Source organism: Streptomyces sp. NPDC006208 (assembly GCF_040613775.1).
In the GTDB taxonomy this organism is placed as follows: domain Bacteria; phylum Actinomycetota; class Actinomycetes; order Streptomycetales; family Streptomycetaceae; genus Streptomyces.
Genome location: NZ_JBEXSW010000013.1, coordinates 170,681 through 187,642 on the forward strand (window position 1 = coordinate 170,681; position 16,962 = coordinate 187,642).

General features: G+C 71.5%; 16 protein-coding genes and 2 pseudogenes. 6 read left to right on the forward strand and 12 right to left on the reverse strand.

Going from position 1 to position 16,962, the window contains the following annotated elements:
• Window positions 1-115: 115 nt before the first annotated feature.
• Window positions 116-601 (forward strand): hypothetical protein, encoded by a 486-nt coding sequence (locus ABZ208_RS13250; RefSeq protein ID WP_356909579.1) that lies wholly within the window; start codon window positions 116-118, stop codon window positions 599-601.
• A 46-nt stretch (window positions 602-647) separates the two neighbouring features.
• On the opposite strand, the gene ABZ208_RS13255 is transcribed toward ABZ208_RS13250, so the two are convergent.
• The 9 genes and pseudogenes from ABZ208_RS13255 to ABZ208_RS13295 all read right to left on the reverse strand — a co-directional run bounded on the left by ABZ208_RS13255 (window position 648) and on the right by ABZ208_RS13295 (window position 8,328).
• A complete protein-coding gene (locus tag ABZ208_RS13255; protein ID WP_356909580.1) occupies window positions 648-869 on the reverse strand; it encodes an alkylphosphonate utilization protein in 222 nt (73 codons plus the stop codon).
• A 41-nt stretch (window positions 870-910) separates the two neighbouring features.
• Window positions 911-1,324 carry an STAS domain-containing protein gene (locus tag ABZ208_RS13260; RefSeq protein WP_356909581.1) on the reverse strand — a complete coding sequence of 138 codons (414 nt, stop codon included), beginning with the start codon at window positions 1,322-1,324 and terminating at the stop codon, window positions 911-913.
• Complete coding sequence (locus ABZ208_RS13265; RefSeq protein WP_356909600.1) at window positions 1,321-1,755, reverse strand: ATP-binding protein; 435 nt, start codon at window positions 1,753-1,755, stop codon at window positions 1,321-1,323. The genes ABZ208_RS13260 and ABZ208_RS13265 overlap by 4 nt, the downstream gene beginning before the upstream one ends.
• A complete protein-coding gene (locus ABZ208_RS13270) occupies window positions 1,755-2,210 on the reverse strand; it encodes a pyridoxamine 5'-phosphate oxidase family protein (RefSeq protein ID WP_356909582.1) in 456 nt (151 codons plus the stop codon). The genes ABZ208_RS13265 and ABZ208_RS13270 overlap by 1 nt, the downstream gene beginning before the upstream one ends.
• The gene (locus tag ABZ208_RS13275; protein ID WP_356909601.1) at window positions 2,207-3,868 is read right to left on the reverse strand and encodes a SulP family inorganic anion transporter; all 1,662 of its coding nucleotides are present in this window, start codon (window positions 3,866-3,868) and stop codon (window positions 2,207-2,209) included. Before ABZ208_RS13275 ends, ABZ208_RS13270 begins: the two co-directional genes overlap by 4 nt.
• 68 nt (window positions 3,869-3,936) lie before the next feature.
• On the reverse strand, window positions 3,937-4,278 hold the full coding sequence (locus ABZ208_RS13280) for a metalloregulator ArsR/SmtB family transcription factor (protein ID WP_356909583.1): 342 nt from the start codon (window positions 4,276-4,278) through the stop codon (window positions 3,937-3,939).
• A gap of 132 nt (window positions 4,279-4,410) precedes the next feature.
• Window positions 4,411-4,536: pseudogene (locus ABZ208_RS13285) on the reverse strand (SpoIIE family protein phosphatase); the annotation flags it as partial.
• A gap of 334 nt (window positions 4,537-4,870) precedes the next feature.
• Window positions 4,871-6,550 carry a class I adenylate-forming enzyme family protein gene (locus ABZ208_RS13290; RefSeq protein WP_356909584.1) on the reverse strand — a complete coding sequence of 560 codons (1,680 nt, stop codon included), beginning with the start codon at window positions 6,548-6,550 and terminating at the stop codon, window positions 4,871-4,873.
• Entirely contained in the window at window positions 6,547-8,328 is a 1,782-nt protein-coding gene (locus ABZ208_RS13295) for a CoA transferase (protein ID WP_356909585.1), read from the reverse strand. Before ABZ208_RS13295 ends, ABZ208_RS13290 begins: the two co-directional genes overlap by 4 nt.
• A 149-nt stretch (window positions 8,329-8,477) precedes the next feature.
• On the opposite strand from ABZ208_RS13295, the gene ABZ208_RS13300 reads away from it, so the two are divergent.
• Window positions 8,478-9,683, forward strand: coding sequence for an acyl-CoA dehydrogenase family protein (locus ABZ208_RS13300; protein ID WP_356909586.1), 1,206 nt, complete (start codon window positions 8,478-8,480; stop codon window positions 9,681-9,683).
• Here ABZ208_RS13300 and ABZ208_RS13305 read toward each other — a convergent pair.
• Window positions 9,670-10,755: a sugar ABC transporter permease gene (locus tag ABZ208_RS13305; RefSeq protein ID WP_356909587.1), complete on the reverse strand. Its 1,086-nt coding sequence runs from the start codon at window positions 10,753-10,755 to the stop codon at window positions 9,670-9,672. The two genes, ABZ208_RS13300 and ABZ208_RS13305, sit on opposite strands and share 14 nt — an antisense overlap.
• Entirely contained in the window at window positions 10,752-11,879 is a 1,128-nt protein-coding gene (locus tag ABZ208_RS13310; protein ID WP_356909588.1) for an MFS transporter, read from the reverse strand. The genes ABZ208_RS13305 and ABZ208_RS13310 overlap by 4 nt, the downstream gene beginning before the upstream one ends.
• Before the next feature lie 310 nt (window positions 11,880-12,189).
• Here ABZ208_RS13310 and ABZ208_RS13315 point away from each other — a divergent pair, with 310 nt between their 5' ends.
• A complete protein-coding gene (locus ABZ208_RS13315) occupies window positions 12,190-12,936 on the forward strand; it encodes a hypothetical protein (protein ID WP_356909589.1) in 747 nt (248 codons plus the stop codon).
• A gap of 137 nt (window positions 12,937-13,073) precedes the next feature.
• Window positions 13,074-13,769, forward strand: coding sequence for a sigma-70 family RNA polymerase sigma factor (locus tag ABZ208_RS13320; protein WP_356909590.1), 696 nt, complete (start codon window positions 13,074-13,076; stop codon window positions 13,767-13,769).
• Between the two features lie 223 nt (window positions 13,770-13,992).
• Here the strand turns inward: ABZ208_RS13320 and ABZ208_RS13325 are convergent, their stop codons facing one another.
• The gene (locus tag ABZ208_RS13325) at window positions 13,993-14,715 is read right to left on the reverse strand and encodes a VC0807 family protein (RefSeq protein ID WP_356909591.1); all 723 of its coding nucleotides are present in this window, start codon (window positions 14,713-14,715) and stop codon (window positions 13,993-13,995) included.
• 479 nt (window positions 14,716-15,194) lie between these two features.
• On the opposite strand from ABZ208_RS13325, the gene ABZ208_RS13330 reads away from it, so the two are divergent.
• Both ABZ208_RS13330 and ABZ208_RS13335 read left to right on the forward strand, forming a co-directional pair.
• Window positions 15,195-15,758, forward strand: a complete 564-nt coding sequence (locus ABZ208_RS13330) for a hypothetical protein (RefSeq protein WP_356909592.1) — start codon at window positions 15,195-15,197, stop codon at window positions 15,756-15,758.
• 443 nt (window positions 15,759-16,201) lie between these two features.
• Window positions 16,202-16,962 (forward strand): annotated as a pseudogene (locus tag ABZ208_RS13335) (Fe-S oxidoreductase); the annotation flags it as partial.

The following is a 16,962-nucleotide window of genomic DNA, read 5'->3' on the forward strand; positions in this document are numbered from 1 at the left end:
GTCGCCTGTCGGATGTGACGATCGGCGGCGGTAGTCCGACCTTGCGAGTCCGCCTGACGTCCGTCTCGCGAGGGTGTGTGCTGATCAGCAGAAGCGTCCCGCGGCGGGAGTGGCGATGGGCGAAGGGGAGCAGGGGAGCGAAGGTGACGCTGCGGGCCCCGTGGGCGGTGAAGCGCGTGCGTCAGCGCAGTTGGCGGCCGTGCGCCGGCTGGTGGAGCGGTTCGGTGACGTGATCACCGACCGGGTCGAGGACAGTGTGCCGTGCGGGACGGCGGACCTGGTGACCGCCGTCGTCGCGTCCAGTGCCGGAGCGCCGGAACGGCTGAGCGATCAGGACGTGCTGGATGCATTGATGCTGCACGGCCGTCTGCTGCAGCGGTTTGACGACAGGGTCGACAGGGTGTTGGACGGGGCGGCAGTGCGGGGGCTGCCCCTGAAGGAGAACCCCGCGCGCTTGCTGCACGAGCGTTTGACGCAGCGCTTGGACGAGCGGACCCGGCAACTCTTGCAACTGGCCGCTGAGCGGAACATCCCGCCCGAGCACAGTGCCTCGGCCCTGGGCCGGCGGATGCGCCCGGACCTGCGTCTGCTCGGCGACTGAACGGGCCGGGTGCTGCCGCCGCCCGGCGGGAGCACCGGTCGCGAGGTCAGGCTTTCTTGAGGAACTGGGTCTTGAGGACCAGGCCCTTGACCTTCTTCGTGTTGCACTCGACCTCTTCGGCGTTGCTGGTGAGCCGGATGTTCTTCACCAGCGTTCCACGCTTGAGGGTTTCCGATGTGCCCTTGACCTTGAGGTCCTTGGTCAGTGTGACGGAGTCGCCGTCCTGCAGCGGGGTTCCGTTGCTGTCCTTCACCACGGTGTCGCTCATCGCTGTGTCCTTGCCTGTCTGTCTGTGTGCGGGTGTTGCTTTCAGCTGCAGCCGCGAACGGCGGTGTTCTGCGGGCCGGGCCAGTCGTCGCTGCACCATTCCCTGACCTGTTCCCCTGCGTGCCGGTGGGCGGCGAGTGCGGTGGGCAGGTCGGTGTGGACGGGGATCGGCGGATGGGTGGTGTCGGGGACGAGGGAGCCGTCGGCGGGGATGGCGGCCAGTTCCAGGCTCCGTCCTTCGGCGGTGAGCTCACGGGATGCCTGGGCGACGGCGAGCTGTCCGCCGGCGGACCAGCCCCGAAGTTCGGTGAGGTCGAGGATGACCGGCCCGGTGCCTCGCGCCAGGACCCAGTGGACGGCGCCGGAGAAGCGGTGCACGGCGTCGGCGCCGAGGAACCCGGCGAGGGAGAGGACGCCGAGGTTCTGGTGGGTGGTGTAGCGCCACTCGATGGTCATCGCTGCTCTTTCGTTCGTCCCAGGGGGAGGGTGGTCCACACGCTCTTGCCGCCGCCGTCGGCGTCCTGGCGCAGGACACAGGTGCCGCCGATGCCGGCCGTGACCTCGGCGATGGTGGCCAGTCCGCCGCTGCCGCCGGCCGCGGTGACGATGCCGGGGTGGTAGGGGTGGCGGTCGTGCACGGCGAAGGCCAGCGTGTCGTCGCCGGCGGCCAACGTGACGGTCAGACTCGGGGAGAGGGCGGCGGCGTGCCGGACGCTGTTGGTGACCACCTCACTGAGGATCAGCAGCGCGGGCCCCATGGCGGGGTGGGCGGCGTGGATGCCCCATGAGGCGAACGTCATCTCGGCGGTCTGGCGGGCCAGGCGCACGGAGGCCGGCACGGTGGGCGCGGTCAGCACGTGACGGTGCGGCAGGTCGGAAGGCTGCATCACGCTTTGCCCTGCCCCTGCCGAGTGTGCCCGGGAGCCTGGGCGGCGGTGCTGTGGGTGAGGCGGAAGCCGGTCACTGTCTGGGGGTGGATGCGTATGAGGCTGTCGTGCGGGCCGTGGCCCCAGCCGGTTAGGGTGCGGCGGTAGTGGGCGGCCTCATCGGGGTCGGTGAGGTGCTCGGCCAGGCCGGTGGCCGTCACCATCCATCCGGTGCCGCTCGGTGTGCGGATCTCGTCCGTCTCGTATGTGAGAGCGATTCGGCCCTCCAGTGCGGTGGCCTGGACGGGCGCGCGGACGATGAGGCGGCCGTACTCGAAGACGTGGACGGCCGGCCGCACCAGCGTGCTGCCGCGCCGGACGTGGATGAGTCGACCCTGTTGCGCGCCTTCCAGCAGCCACAGGGCTTCGGTGCCGGCGACCTCGATCATCTGGCGGTGGGAGGTGGGGGCGGTCATTTCGCAACCTCCTGGACCGCGGAACGATGTGGCTGGGACGGGACGGCGGGGATGACTCCGCTGCCCTGAAGGTGGACGCGGGCTGCGGCGATCGCCTCCGGGGTGGTGACGTACTCGCGGCCCTGGCGGCGCAGCGGCTCCAGGAGGCCGACGGAGGTGAGGGCCTGGCGCTGGGCGGGCCGTATGCCGGACATCATCACCGCGATCCCGCGCCGGCCGAGCTTGTCGATCGCGTCCTTGAGGACGAGCGCGCCGGTGGCATCCACGGTGGTGATGCGGGACATGCGCAGGATCACCACGCGGACGTCCGCGACGTCGGACAGTTCGAGCAGGAAGCGGTGCGCGGCGGCGAAGAACAGCGGGCCGTCGATGCGGTAGGCGACGATGTGCTCGGCCAGCAGGGCGTGTTCCTCGTCGCTGTGCTCGCCGGGCAGGTCGGCGCGGAAGTCGACCTGGTCCATGCGGGCCTGCTGCGCCACCGCGCGCAGGGCCAGGGCGCCGGCCACCACCAGGCCGATGATTACCGCGTAGACGAGGTCGAGGGCGAGTGTGGCCACGGCGGTGAGCACGAGGACGAGCGCATCCGAGCGGGTGGCCCTGGCCATCGCGCGCAGGGCTCCGACCTCGACCATGCGGATCGCGGTGGCCAGCAGGACACCGGCGAGCGCGGCGAGCGGAATCCTCGACACGAGCGGGGCGGCGGCGAAGACGATGACGGCCAGGACGGCAGCATGGGTCAGGGACGCCAGGCGGGAGGAGGCGCCGGTGCGGACGTTGACCGCGGTACGGGCGATCGCGGCCGTCGCCGGGACGCCACCGAACAGCGGCGCGGCCAGGTTCGCGATGCCCTGCCCGAACAGCTCCTTGTCCGGATCGTGCTGCTGACCGACCGTCATGCCGTCCGCGACCGTGGCCGACAACAGCGATTCCAGCGCCGCGAGCGCCGCGACCGCGATCGCCGGGGCGAGCAGCGAACCGAGCGCGGCCAGGTCCAGGAAGGCGAGGGAGGGGGCTGGCAGCCCGGTGGGCAGGTCCCCGATCGGAGCCGCGTCGTCGAAGGCGAACAGCTGGGCGGCGAGCGTGGCGGCGATCACCGCGACGATGGAGAACGGGATCGTTGGCCGCCATCGCGCACCGGCCAGCATGACCGCGGCGACCGCGGCCGCGAGCGCGACGGCGGTCCAGTTCGGAGCCTTGACGAACTCCTCGACTGCCCGCCAGGCCACCACCAGGACCCGCTCGCCCTCGGGCTTGGCGACCCCGAGCGCGTTCGGGACCTGCTGCAGGGCGATCACGCAGGCGATACCGAGCGTGAAGCCCTCCACCACCGGGGCCGGGATATAGCGCATGTACCGGCCTGCCCTCAGCAGCGCGAGGCCGATCAGGATGAGCCCGGCCAGCAGCCCGACGGTCAGGACCCCGCCCGGTCCGTACTGGGCGACGATGGGTACCAGCACCACGGTCATGGCGCCGGTGGGGCCGGAGACCTGCAGGTTCGAGCCGCCGAACAGCGCAGCGAGCGCCCCGGCGACCACCGCGGTCACAAGCCCCGCCTCCGCGCCGAGCCCGGAGGACACCCCGAAACCGAGCGCGAGCGGCAGCGCCACGATCGCCACGGTCAGGCCCGCCAGCAGGTTGCGGCGCGGCTGATGGCCCATGGCTCTCAGGTCGGCGCGGGCGGGCAGCAGAGAACGCACCCGGCCCAAAGCCGGGGAAAGAATGATGCTCACCTGGCTGTGACCTCGGCATCCCGCAGCTCGGCCAGCAGCTCGTTCTGCCCAGCCAGCATCTCGGTCAGGATCCGTCGCGCGGCACGCATCAGATCCGCCACGTCCCCGCCTGCGAGCGCGTACACCACGGTCGAACCTTCCCGTGTGGAGGTCACGATCCCGGAGCGGCGCAGGACCGCCAGCTGCTGCGACAGCGCCGACGGCTCGATCTCGATCGCCGCCAGCAGATCCCGTACCGGCATCGGACCGTTCTGCAGCAGCTCCAGGACGCGTATGCGCACCGGATGCCCCAGCATCCGGAAGAACTCGGCCTTGGCCTGATACAGCGGAACCGGCACGGACTCACAGACCCCTCATCGCCCCACGGGCGGGGCATCGGCTGGTGCTGTGCCCGCGGCTACCTGCGAACACAGCAAACACAGCATGTATTGAATTGCAGAATTTTGCAATTCGTGGATCCGTGGGCCGGCATCGCCCGTCGCGTGCATGATCCGGTCCAGCCGGCTCAGCGCGGCACTCGGAGCGGTCCGGCCGTCGAAGGACAGAGCCCGCAGCATGCTGCGGATCTGGGACATGGCGGCTGCGGCCTTGAGGTCACCCGCTTCGACTCTTTCGCGCGCGGTGCATGCGTGCGTTGCATCCATGTCGATGCTGCAGCCCCGCCTTGTCTTCCCGCCCTCGGCAGCGAGCTGCGCTTCGCTCTTCGTGGGCCATACGTGGGCCAGAGCGAAGCCGCAACGGCTGAGGGTAAACGAACTCGCAGGTCAGGGGATTCCGGCAGCGACTTCCGCGACGCTCTGGAAAACCGTGCTGGCCGCTCTTCCGCAGCCCGTGCTGCACCGAGGTGCTCAGGCATCACGCAGTGTTCGCGCCCGCAGTCCGTCCAGGCGCCGCCGCGGCCCGGAGGATGGACCTCCGGGCCGCCGGACCTCAGTCGGCCTGGGCGAGCGGTGCAGCCGCAGTGTCCCGTGGCGGCTCGCCCCCGGTGAGTCGCTCACACAGAGCGGCCCGGTCGGGCTTCCCCGCCGGGGTCAGCGGGAGTTCGTCCACGACCAGCAGGCGTTCGGGGTGCTTGCGGCGCTCCAGTCCGCGCAGGGTGAGGTGTTCACGGAGCGAGTCGAGGGTGGGGGCGCCGTCGGAGCGTGGCACCACGCAGGCCGCCAGACGCTCCCCCATCAGCTCGTCGGGAACGCCGACACACACGACGTCCCGGACCAGCGGGTGTGCGCCGATCTCCCGCTCCACCTCGGCCGGGCTGATATTGGCGCCGCCCCGGATGACGATGTCCTTGAGCCGGCCGACGACGTGCAGGACGCCGTCCTCGTCGAGGAAGCCGAGGTCGCCCGTCCGTACCCAGCCGTCGGACGTGCGGTAGCGGCCGTCGAGTTCGGGGGCACCCACGTAGCACATGGGTGTCATCGGTCCGCGCGCGATGATCTCGCCGATGCAGCCGTCCGTCACCTCGGCCCGGGATTCCGGGCCGGTGATGCGGATCTCGGCCACCCGCGGGTCGGGGCGGCCGGCGACCACGCCGACGCCGTCGGTGGGCGGAGTGGTCCTGTCCAGTCCGGTGTGGCAGTTGACCCCGTCGGCGGAGCCGTAGAGGTTGACGACCGGGCAGCCGAACGCTTCCGCGGCGGCGGCCGCGGTGGTCTCGTCGAGCGGGGCTCCGCCCAGGACCAGGGCCGTCGGGGCGGGCAGCTTCTCCCCGGTGTCCTCGAGCCGGTCGAGCATCATCCGCACCATGGTGGGCACGCCCAGGATGTGCGTGGGCTCGTGCTGCCGTATCGCCTCGATGGCGGCGTCCGGCGTGAAGTGGTCGAGCAGGACGAGTGTCCCGCCGTGCCGGGCAAGGGTGACCGATGTGCCGTTGGAACCGAAGGCGGAGGCGAGCGGTACAAGGAACAGACAGCGCGGCGGAGTCTTGTCGGGGAGGAGGGAGGCAAGGAAGTTGCCGCGTCCGCCCGCGAGCGCGTTGTGGGAGTACGCGACCATCTTCGGCTCGGCCTCCGAACCGGACGACACCAGGATGCGGGCGGCGCTGTCGGGGTTGGGCCGGGCGGGCACGAAGCCGCTCGGGTCGGAGCGCAGCAGCTGCGAGAGCGGAACCGTTCCTTCAGGAGCGGTTCCCGGTCCCGCTGCGATGACGTGCCGCAGCGCGGGCAGTGCCGCGGACACGGTGTGCAGGTCCGCGGCGTGGTGGGAACCCCGGTGGTCGACGGCGGCGATGGCAGCGACGGCTTCGGCGCGGCGCAGCAGGCACTCGGCCTCCAGGCTGCCCCGGCCGACGGGGAACGGCAGGGCTATCGCGCCGAGGGCGGCGAGCGCCAGATCGGCGATGACGGCGTTGCGGTTGTTGGGGAGCTGAACGCCGACCACGTCACCCGGTCGTATGCCGAGCTCTCTGAGCCCGGAGGCGAGACTTCGCACCTTGCGGTCCAGAGCCGTGTAACAGAGTTTGCCCTTGGCGTCGAGAACGGCCGTGCGGTGCAGGTCCGCGACCTGGCGGGCGCGGAACAGGCTGTAGAGGTCGAGGTCGGGACAGGTGCCGTCGATCACCCAGGATCGGCGGAGTTCGGCGGGCAGCAGGTCGTGCAGTTCGACGGTCACGCGAAGCTCCAGGGGTCGGGGACGACGGGGGCGCCGTGCGCATCGCGGCTGATCGAGCCGGTGAAGCGCGAGTCGTGATGCAGGTCGGACAGGTCGGTGGTGACGCGGGTCGCGCTCAGGCCGTGGGTGTGCAGCAGGCGCAGGGCGTCGTCCGTGGGCAGACCGCGCAGGTCGTACGCGGCCGCGGCCGCGGCGCAGTCGTCGCCCGGGGCGACCCAGCCGTCCGCCGTGGGCAGCGGACGGCGGAACCCGGCCGGGCGTCTCGGGTTGTCACCGCGGACCGCCCGGCGCAGGGCGGGTGCGGTCAGCACGTCGGCCGCGCCGAGCAGGGAGGAGTCCACCCGTACGCCGTGGCCGATGCGCTCCCGCAGGAGCAGCCCGGCCAGGACCGCCTCTGCGCCGAGCAGGCCGCCGAACACATCGAGCAGGGTCATCAGGGAGGGAGCCGGCTTCTCGTCCTCGGGGCGCACGGCCTCGCCGACACCGGTGCGGGCCTGGACCACGAAGTCGGTCCCCATGGGAGCGTCGGTGAGCCGTCCTGCCCAGCCGCTGGTGCAGGCGTACACCAGCGCGGGGTTGACCGGGGCGAAGTCATCGGCGTCCAGGCCGAGTTCCGCGGCTTTGCCCGGAGCCCAGTTGTGCAGGAACACATCGGCTTCCGCAGCCATCTCCCGCAGGCGGCGCCGGTCCGCTTCGGCCTTGATGTCGACCTCGACGGCCTGCTTGCCCCGGTTGAGCGCAAGCCAGCGGGCGGAGATCCCCGAGCAGGCGGGCGGCATGCCGCGCAAGGGGTCGCCGCCCGGCGGTTCGATACGGATCACGTCGGCACCGAGCAGGCCCAGAAGGTGCGCGGCCAGGGGAGCCTGGATCCGTCGCCCTGCCTCCAGCACGGTCAGGCCCGCAAGGGGCCGTCCGAGGACGGGGCCGGGGCCGCGCGTGCGGGGCATACGGCCGGGTCCCAGGACGTCCAGGGCCCAGGGTGCCGCGCCGTCGTGTTCCGCGGCTCTTTCGGCGAGCGTGCGCAGGACGCAGACCTCGGCCCCCGAGACGGAGGCGGCCTGCCGGATCCGGTGCAGGGGGTGCGCCTGTGCCGTGGTGTGGAGCGCCTGCGGGAAGGGGGCGCAGGCCGTCGCATAGCGGAACTGGAACGGCCGCCAGCCGGCGCGTACCGCATCCGCCGGCGCCTCCAGGGCACGCCAGAAGGCGGCCCACACTCCCGCGTCCAGAGTCTCCAGTTCGAAGAGAATCCTGTCGGCCGAGACGAAGGGCGGCCCGCCGGGCGCGAGTTCGGCCGCCTCGCCCTCGTCCGCTCCCGCTGCGGCCACGTACTGGGACACGGCGAGCAGTCCGGCCCGGTCGGCCCGGGTGGTGACCTGGGCCGGGGAGCAGCCGCGCGCCTGGCCCAGCAAGGCGGCGAGGAGCCCCTGCACAGTGAGGACGGCGGTGGCCGCGGCCGTGAAGTCGGCGGCCAGGCCACGCGGTTCACCGTCGCGTCGCCCGTGTACGGCCATGATGCCGGTGGCCGCCTGCACGGTGGCCTCGTCGTCGATGCCCGTCCCCCGGCTCGCCCACGTCGTACGGGCCTCGGCCGGCGCGAAGTCTCCGCCGCTCAGCACGGTGTGGCCGGCCGGCCGGGCGCCGGGGGCGGTGTCGGCCGCCTGCGCCCCGAGAAGGCGCAGATGCCCGGAGAGCACACTCGTGATCTCCGGCGGTCCGGAGGTGTCGAAGCGCAGTGTGTCGAGTGGCTGAACCGTCTGCGTGGTGACTGGTGACGCCATGCCTCTCCTCTCCTGGCGACACGGCGGTGGCCGTCGCCCCGGGGTCGTTCGGAACGTGGGAACTCCGGAGCGTTCGCACCCGACCAGTTCCACGTAGAAGACAGTCGGACAGGCGTTCCCACGAGTTCCCGGCCAACCGAAGGAGAGCAGTGACCAATCGAGTCGGCGAAGAGTCGTCCCGTCCCCGACCCGGATGCAGCCGACCGGAGTTGCGGGAACGGGTCGAGGAGTTCGTCCGCGGCCGCGTGATCCCGCGCGAACCGGTACTGGACGCCGGCGGGGCCGACGCCGTGTCCGCATGGGACGAACTGCGGAGCCAGGCCAGGGCGGAGGGGCTGTGGGCGCTGCCTCTGCCGGCGGAACTGGGGGGCCACGGGCTCACCCTGAGCGAGTACGCCGAACTGGCCGAGGCCGAGGGGGCCAGCGACCACGGGCCGGCGGCTCTGGGCTCCGCTCCCCTGCTGGACGTGTCGATGCTGGCGCGGCACGCCGGAGCGGGTGTCCGTGAGCGGTATCTGAAGCGGCTGGTGGCCGGGGAGATACGGTCCTGCTACGCGATGACCGAGCCCGATGTTCCCGGCACCGACCCGTTCCTGACAAGAACACATGCCAGGCAGCTGGGGGACGGAAGCTGGCGCATCACCGGGCGCAAGTGGTTCACCTCCGGAGCCGCGAACGCCGACCTCATCACCGTCCTGGCCCGCACCGACGGTAGCGCCGGCGACCGGGAGGGACTGTCCCTCCTCCTGGTGCCCACCGACTCCCCCGGCTTCCGTGTGGTGCGCGAACTGCCCGTCCTGGGCATGACCGGTCAGTGGGAGGTCGAACTCGACCAGGTCAGCGTGCCGGCCGGCCATCTTGTCGGCGAGCGCGGCCAGGCCCTCTCCATCGCCGGCGAACGGCTGCAGTGGGGCCGTGCCCTGCGCTGCCTGCGCTGGCTCGGCCAAGGGCGGCGAGCCTTCGACCTGATGTGCGAGCGCGCCGTCACCCGAAGCGGCTCCCGAGGACCGCTCGCCTCCCACCAACTCGTCCAGCAGCATGTCTTCGACGCACTGCTCGCCCTGCGCACCACCCGTCCGCTCGTCCACGAGGCCGTCGCACTCATCGACGCGGGGCGGGACGCACACATCGAGGTGGGCCTGGCCAAGGTCGCGGCGGCCCGCATGCTGCAGCAGGTCGCGGACGCGGCCATCCAGGTCCACGGGGCCGCCGGCCTCGGGCCGGACACCGCGCTGCCCGCGCTGTTCCGCACCGGCCGGGCCGCCCGCATCCTCGACGGACCGGACGAGCTGCACATCACCTCCGTGGCGCGACGGGTACTGCGCGGCTACGCGAGGAGCGCTACACCTGAGTGATGTCGACCAGGCCGGTGAGCGCGGCCAGACCAAGGGTCAGGAAGAAGTCGCCCCAGATCAGTTCGTGGCGTACCGCGGTGCCCTTGGCGGTGTCGTAGCAGCCGTCGAGCAGCATGCCCGCGGGACGGTGTGCGGCAGCCCCGTCCGCAGCAGGCCGGGAGAGATGCGCCTCGACCAGACGGTTCAGGACGGCAACGGCCCGGCAGGAGCACGCGCGTGCCGTGGACCCCGGTATGCGCGCGAGTTTCAGCAGAGCAACGGCCGTGATCGCGGCGGCCGAGGTGTCGAGGGGCCCGTCGGGACGGGAACGGTCGGCGAACGGCACGAGGGGGTTGGACGGCGACGTCGCCTCGGACAGCAGCCGTTCGGCCGCGCGGACGAGCCTGTGCGGCGGCGGTCCGGGCGTCTGGTGCAAGGCGTCGGCGACGGCCAGGAGCAACCACGCCCTCCCCCGGCTCCAGCCCGGCGGCGGGTCCTCGCAGGGGTGCCAGCCCGTCTCGGCGTCGAAGCACCAGGCCGGCCGGGGCCCGTCGTCACCGAGGCACAGATCGAGGTGCCGTTGCAGATGGGCCTCGGCCGCTGCGGCTCCTCCGGGTCCTGCGGCAGCGAGCAGCGGGACCATGCCGGGCACCCCGTCCGCACGCGCCAGCAGCCGTGGACCGCCCAGTGCCGATCCCCAGGGAATCAGGCCGAGTCCGGGATCCATGGCCCCCAGACATGCCTGGGCCGCCCGTGAGCGAAGTGCGGTGGCCTCACCGTCCCCGAACGCCAGGGCGGTGCCGTACCAGAGGATCAGGCCCCGCGTGACCGTATCGGACTCCGCCCACGGCGCGAGGCGCGCCGTGCACTCCGACGCGGCCGCCCGGTCGGCCTCGGCACCGGTGTACCGTGCCCGCAGCCAGAGCAGGCCGGCCCAGAACCCCCCGGTCCACGAGCCGCGGCCGGTCGTGGTCCACCGGCCGCTGCCGGGGTCCGCGTACAGGGGGAAGCGCGTTCCGACGTCGGTCCTGGTCACTGCAGCTCGGTCGAGTACGGACGCCAGGGCACGGCCGGCCCAGTCCTTCCGGGTCACGCCGCTGCTCCCGTTCGTTCCCGCCGGTCGCGTACGGCCCAGGCCACCGCGACGGCGCAGGCGGCCGCGAACTCCGCCGCCACCAGCAGCCAGCCGGCTCCGTAACGGCCGCTCTCCGCGAGCAGCCCGAACAGCGGTGGCCCGACCGCGAATCCGGCGAAGAACCCTGCGGCGACCAGTGCCGAGTCCTGTCCCGCGCGGCCGGGTGCGGCGCGCTGCATGACCAGCACCATGGAAACCGCGTTGCCGGAGACGGCGAACACTCCGACAGCGACAGCTGCGACCCACGCCAGCGGGGCTGCGTACAGGGCGGCCGCGAGAAGACCCGCCGCCATCACCGATCCGGCCGCCAGCCATCCAGGCAGCCACTCCGCGCGCCCGGGTCCGGCCGCCTTCGACCAGCCCACCCGGCCGACGATCCCCGCCACGCCGAGCACAGCCACCAGGGCAGCGGCCGCGGTGGGGCCCATGCCGAGTTTCTGTGCGCCGAACAGCGCGAGATAGGTGTTGACCGAGGCGATGCCGCTGCCCAGCAGCAGCGAGAAGACCGCCAGCCACGCCACGAGGCCGCGCGGCACGAGCGACGGGCGCGGGCCCGCCGCGGGCGGCGGAGGGTCGGACGGAAGGGCGCGCAGCGTCCAGAGCCCCGTGAACAGTGCCGAGGCGGCGGCGGTCCACACGGCGCCGCGCCAGCCGAGCCCGCCAGCCAGCGCGGCGAGCGGCAGCCCGGCCGCGAAGGCGCCCAGCTGAACCCCCGACTGTTTCGTTCCGGTCACCGCGCCGCGCCGGTCGGGCGGAACTGACGCCAGAATCGCCTTGTTGGTCGCGGGATTGGCGAGCGCCTGGGGCACGCCGCCCAGCGCGACCGCGGCCAGCAGCAGTGGGGCACCGGGTGCGGCACCGATCAGCGCCAGCGCGAGGGCGGAAACCGTCAGCAGAACGACGAGTGCGCGCCGCGGGCCGATCCGGTCCACCAGCCGCCCGCCGATAGGAGAGAGCACCGCTGCGGTACCGAAGCCGATCGTCGTCGTCAGGCCGAGCGCTGTCGGAGAGATACCCAGTTCGTCCACCAGCCGCGGGCCGAGCGCGCCGAGCAGGAACAACTGCAGCATCGAGAAAGCCATGGCACAGGTGAGCAGAGCCGTCAGCCGTCGGTCTGCCTGCCTTTCCGGACCGGTTGCCGGTGACGATGTGCCTACCGCCCCCACTGTGTCTCCCTTCCGCGCCGCGGCGCGGCACCCTGAGAACCATGTCAGGAGTCGGGCCTGCCAACTACCGGGTTCCGCAGGCCACTTGTGGCATGCGCCACATCTCGGGGACGGACGACGACGCGGCCGGAAATCTCCGTACCGGTCCGTGCCGGCCACGAGGGTGGAGTGCGAGGATGAGAGCGCCATGACCCCGGGCCGATGTTGTCGAGCGTTACGGGCTGCGATGTTCGCGGCCACCTGCGTGCTGCTCGCAGCCCTCGGTCACATCCTCATGTCGGGAACGGCTGTGCCGTGGTGGGCGATGGCCGCGGCGTTCGCCGGTACCGGCGCGACGGCCTGGGCCCTCGCGCGCCAAGAACGCGGAATCCTCGTCGTCACATCGGCCTCGGTCGCGGTCCAAGCCGTACTGCACTGCGGGTTCTCGCTGGCCCAGGCGACGGTGCGCCCGTCGCTGCCTGAGAGCTCCTCCTTCGCTCAGCAGTGGGCCCAGTACCTGCTGTGCGGAGCGAAGTCCGCCCTTCGTCCACCTTTCGAGGCCCTGCGCGTCGCGTCGGACGCCGGCCTCGGCAGACACCTGCACCACGCATCGCCGGGCGGCGCGGGCACGCTGATGCCGGGCGGGGGCGGTCACACCCACCACTCCATGGACGCGATGGCGGACAGCACGGCCACGCTCGCCGGACACGGCATGGCCGGCATGTCCCCGGTCGGGATGCCGGCCGCCCATCTGCTGGCCGCCTTGCTGTGCGGCCTCTGGCTCGCGTACGGGGAGCAGGCCGCGTTCCGGGTGCTGCGCGCGTTCGCGGGATGGCTCATCGCCCCTGTGCGGTTGCTTCTCCGCCTGCCCGCGCCTGCCCACCGTCCACGCATCCGCGACCGCCGCGCCCACCGGGCCCGCGCGTTGCGGCAGTTCCTGCTCGTTCACGCCATCACTTCACGGGGTCCGCCTGTGGGGGCCGCTGTCGTCTGACAGCTGGTTCCCCGAACGCGCGACGACTTCCGCCACGCGCCTCGGGCATCGGCCGCGCCACGCGCCAGGCCGTACGACTCACCGGCCCCGCCCATCGGTGCGGCGCCGGATCCCGATTCCCCGAAGGACATCAGGCGATGACACCTGCCCTGCCCCCACACGACTCCACCGCTGCCCGCAAGACGTCGCGGCATACGCACGGTGCGGACGAAGCAGTGACCCGACTGGCACTCGCCGCACGGGGTGGTGACCCGCAGGCCGTGGACCGCTTCGTCCGCGCCCTGCACCGCGACATCTGGCGTTATGTGGCCTATCTGAGCGCCGACCCGCAAGCCGCCGACGATCTCGCACAGGAGACGTTTCTCCGGGCCCTCGGCAGCCTGCACCGGTTCGAGGGCCGCTCCTCCGCGCGTACCTGGCTGCTGTCCATCGCACGGCGCACGGTGGTGGACAGCCTCCGCCACGCAGCCGCCCGGCCGAGGCTGTCGGAGAGGGACGACTGGCAGACAGCCGCCGAAGAGACCCAGCCACGCGGGGTCCCGGGCTTCGAGGACGGGATCGCCCTCGCCGAGCTCCTGGCGACGATCCCGGCGGAACGCCGGGAAGCGTTCGTCCTCACCCAGCTCCTCGGACTGCCCTATGCCGATGCGGCCAGGGCCATGGGCTGCCCCGTCGGCACGGTGCGCTCACGCGTGGCCCGTGCCCGCCTAGCGCTGATCGCCCTCCTGACGGACAGTGAGGCGCCGGCGGGGGCGCTCGCGCGATCGCCGCTGGACGACCGAGGCCGACGTACCGCTGCACGCACGGCAGTTCTCGAAGCCGCCATGGCCTGACGGCCTTGGGAGCGATCAAAGCGATCGACCTTGGCCACGAGTTGCACGAGGGCCCCGCCGTCACCTTCAACGGTGAGCACGTCATCGTCGCCCAGGCGCTGGTCCGGCCGGCACTGCCGTAGCGGCCTCGGAAGTGGCGGTGGCCGTGATCGGCCGGTGACGTGAGAAGGGCCGCACGGGTCGGGTGAGTTGTGAGGCTCACCTGGGCCCGTGTGACCTGCTTTCATCCTGCCGAGTCGCGGGGGCCGGCGGCTGCAGCCCCGGCGGCGATGGCCTCGGCCTCCCGGCGCTCGCCCTCGGCCTGCGAGCGCTTTCCGTACAGGGCGGTCCACACGCCCAGCAGGCCGAGCACCCCGTAGATCATGACGGGGCTGACCACCACCATGGTGCTGGTGGGCAGAACGTACGCCAGCGCGATCCGCACCGCCGCCTCGGCGAGGTATGCGACGCCCCAGACCGTGGTCATCACGTTCATGGTCCGGCGGAAGCCCTCGTACTGCCACAGGCCGTTCCACCAGGCGGTGCTCTGCGGTGTGCCATCGGTGGCGAACTTGCGGCCGAAGTAGAACATCAGCGGCCGCGAGGCGAGCAGGGTGGCCAGGCAGAGCAGCCCGAACAAACCGGTCACGGCGGAGTCCTTGATCAGCAGTGCCCGGGCGGAATGCGCGCCGACCAGCGAGACCACGGCCGTGATCACCAGGAAGACCAGGGTGACGACGGCGAATTCGTCGAGCTTGCGGCGCCAGGCCACGTGGACGGCGCTGTCGAGGACGGGCCAGGCGCCGCTGGCCAGCAGCGCCGAGAACTCGCTCCAGCCGTGGTCGACGAGCGCGTTGTACGTGACGATGGGCGCAACGACGTTGAGACCGATGGTCAGGATCCAGCCGAGTGCGGAGGCGGATCCGGAACGGGCGGGTGGCGCCGGGCGCGCCAGGGCTGTGGACATGCTTCCCCCCTGAGAAAAGCCTGCTGTACGCGTTCAAGGGGACGCTACGGGCACTGCGCGGCGCGGCACAGGGCCCCGCGCCTCAAATGATCACCAAGCGGTCCGGAATCCCCTGACTCCAAGGGAACGGGACGCTCAGGACACGATTCGCCGGACTGCGAGGATCGTGTCCTGCCGGCCGGTTCGACCATCTCCACCACGCACCGGGACGCGGCGCGTGCGCGTTGAACCGGCCATGTCGTTGACCACGGCCGACACCCTTGCAGCGACCCCGTCACCCACACATCCATGTGGCGCATCCGAGCCACGGCTCTGCCGAAGGACCACCTCGGTGCGCTCTGCCGCGGTCCTGGCGGGCGGCCAAGAGCGCCTGCGCGCACCGGCTCTCGCGGGGGCGACGGTTCCGCCGGGCGGGAACGCGTGACCCTCAAGGATCACGGGGCGTCCGGGCGCGGCTGCGGTTCGACGACGGCGTCGGTGTGCTCCAGCCGCTCGCCGTCCGCGAACGCCGAGGCGTACGCCTCGGCTCCGACCACGGCATGCCGGCGCTGTACGACGTGTCGCTGCTCGGCCTGATGTGGGGCACGCTCAACAGCTTCCTGCATGGTGTCGCCATCGTGGAGACGGCCAACGTCGGCGCCCAACAGTTCCTGCTGTGGGCGCACATGTGGCTGGAGGCCATCAAGACCTTCACGGCCGACCATGCGGCGCAGATCGACGCCGGCGACGGCAGGTTCCCGGCCGACGACGCCACGCTGGAGACGCACCTGGAGGCGCTCAAGCACCTCGTGCACGAGAGTGAGGCGCTCGGTGTCGACGCCGAACTCCCCAAATACTCCCAGGCATTGATGGAGCGGTCATCAACCAGGGCCACGCCAGGAACAGCTACGCCGCCGTGGTCAAGGCGTATCGCAAGCCCTCGGAGTAAGCGGCGCGGCACAGACCGCTTCCCGGTGAGGCAGCGGGGCCGGTACGACGGCGGTCACCGACCCGCCGGACCTGCCCCCGCTGCCGCCCGGGTCCACCAGGGGGAATCTCCATGAACCGGCACGTCACAACGCCGGCGTCTTCGACGAGTTCTACGCGGGATGACCCAGTACTTCGAGCGACCGCTGGAACCGCTGGGTTCTCGGCGATGTGGCAGTGCCGGACGCGTGCGCCGGTACCTTCGCCGTCCAGGCACGGACGGGACGAACCCGGCGGGTGGCTTTCCCTTCTGACGGTGAATCGGTAGGCAGCGGCCGTGCGGGCGGGTTCGACGACCGCCACGCACCACGGTGGGCCGCGTTCTGATGTACTGCGACCGCAAGATGCGATGCCGGGCCGACAGGGGCCAGGCCAGGGTTGCCTCAGCGACACAGATCACCGGCCACGTGTCTTCAACGAGCCTGCGATCCTAGGTAATGTGAGTGACTAAATTACCCGCGGGTAATCTCGCCATCCCCGCTCTCGCAATCCCCGCTCTCGCAGGCCCGAGGAGCCCCTCATGCAACTCACCGCGATCATTGTGTCGCTGGTGCTGGCCGTGGTCGGTGTCGCACTGTTCGGCCGAGCCATCGCGCAGATCTACCATTTCGTGAAGCTCGGCCAGCCGGTCCCCGCCGGATGGCGGACCAACGATCCCGTCGCGCGGACGGTCACCGTGGTCAGGGAGTTCCTCGGCCACACCCGTATGAACCGCTGGGGCATCGTGGGCATCGCCCACTGGTTCGTCGCTGTCGCCTTCTTCAGCCTCACCCTCACCCTCGCCAACGCCTTCGGGCAGCTCTTCCAGGCCGACTGGATGCTCCCTGTCATCGGCGGCTGGCTGCCGTGGGAGTTGGTGGTCGAGTGGTTCGGCACGACGATGACCCTGGGCATCCTCATCCTGATCGCGATCCGGCTGCTGAACCTGCCGTCCCGTGCGGGCCGCAAGTCGCGCTTCGCCGGCTCGAAGGCCGGGCAGGCGTACTTCGTCGAGTACGTCATCCTCACCATCGGTCTCGCGATCATGACTCTTCGGGGCCTCGAGGGCGCACTCCACCACGTCGAGGGTTACGAGGCCGCGTACTTCGCGTCGTACCCGCTGGTGCTGGCCTTCAAGGGACTGAGCACCGACACACTGCAGAACCTGGTCTACTTCACCGCCTTGATCAAGATCGCGGCCTCCTTCATCTGGATGATCACGGTCTCGCTGAACACGAACATGGGTGTGGCCTGGCACCGCTTCCTCGGCTTCCCGAACATCTGGTTCAAGCGCAACGCGGA

What these genes read in the sequence shown, in the direction of transcription:
- ABZ208_RS13265 (WP_356909600.1), bottom strand. Translation starts at nt 1,755, where the DNA reads ATGCAGCCTTCCGACCTGCCGCACCGTCACGTGCTGACCGCGCCCACC.
- ABZ208_RS13275 (WP_356909601.1), bottom strand. Translation starts at nt 3,868, where the DNA reads ATGGGCCATCAGCCGCGCCGCAACCTGCTGGCGGGCCTGACCGTGGCG.
- ABZ208_RS13270 (WP_356909582.1), bottom strand. Translation starts at nt 2,210, where the DNA reads ATGACCGCCCCCACCTCCCACCGCCAGATGATCGAGGTCGCCGGCACC.
- ABZ208_RS13310 (WP_356909588.1), bottom strand. Translation starts at nt 11,879, where the DNA reads ATGGCTTTCTCGATGCTGCAGTTGTTCCTGCTCGGCGCGCTCGGCCCG.
- ABZ208_RS13315 (WP_356909589.1), top strand. Translation starts at nt 12,190, where the DNA reads ATGTTCGCGGCCACCTGCGTGCTGCTCGCAGCCCTCGGTCACATCCTC.
- ABZ208_RS13325 (WP_356909591.1), bottom strand. Translation starts at nt 14,715, where the DNA reads ATGTCCACAGCCCTGGCGCGCCCGGCGCCACCCGCCCGTTCCGGATCC.
- ABZ208_RS13320 (WP_356909590.1), top strand. Translation starts at nt 13,074, where the DNA reads ATGACACCTGCCCTGCCCCCACACGACTCCACCGCTGCCCGCAAGACG.
- ABZ208_RS13255 (WP_356909580.1), bottom strand. Translation starts at nt 869, where the DNA reads ATGAGCGACACCGTGGTGAAGGACAGCAACGGAACCCCGCTGCAGGAC.
- ABZ208_RS13250 (WP_356909579.1), top strand. Translation starts at nt 116, where the DNA reads ATGGGCGAAGGGGAGCAGGGGAGCGAAGGTGACGCTGCGGGCCCCGTG.
- ABZ208_RS13295 (WP_356909585.1), bottom strand. Translation starts at nt 8,328, where the DNA reads ATGGCGTCACCAGTCACCACGCAGACGGTTCAGCCACTCGACACACTG.
- ABZ208_RS13260 (WP_356909581.1), bottom strand. Translation starts at nt 1,324, where the DNA reads ATGACCATCGAGTGGCGCTACACCACCCACCAGAACCTCGGCGTCCTC.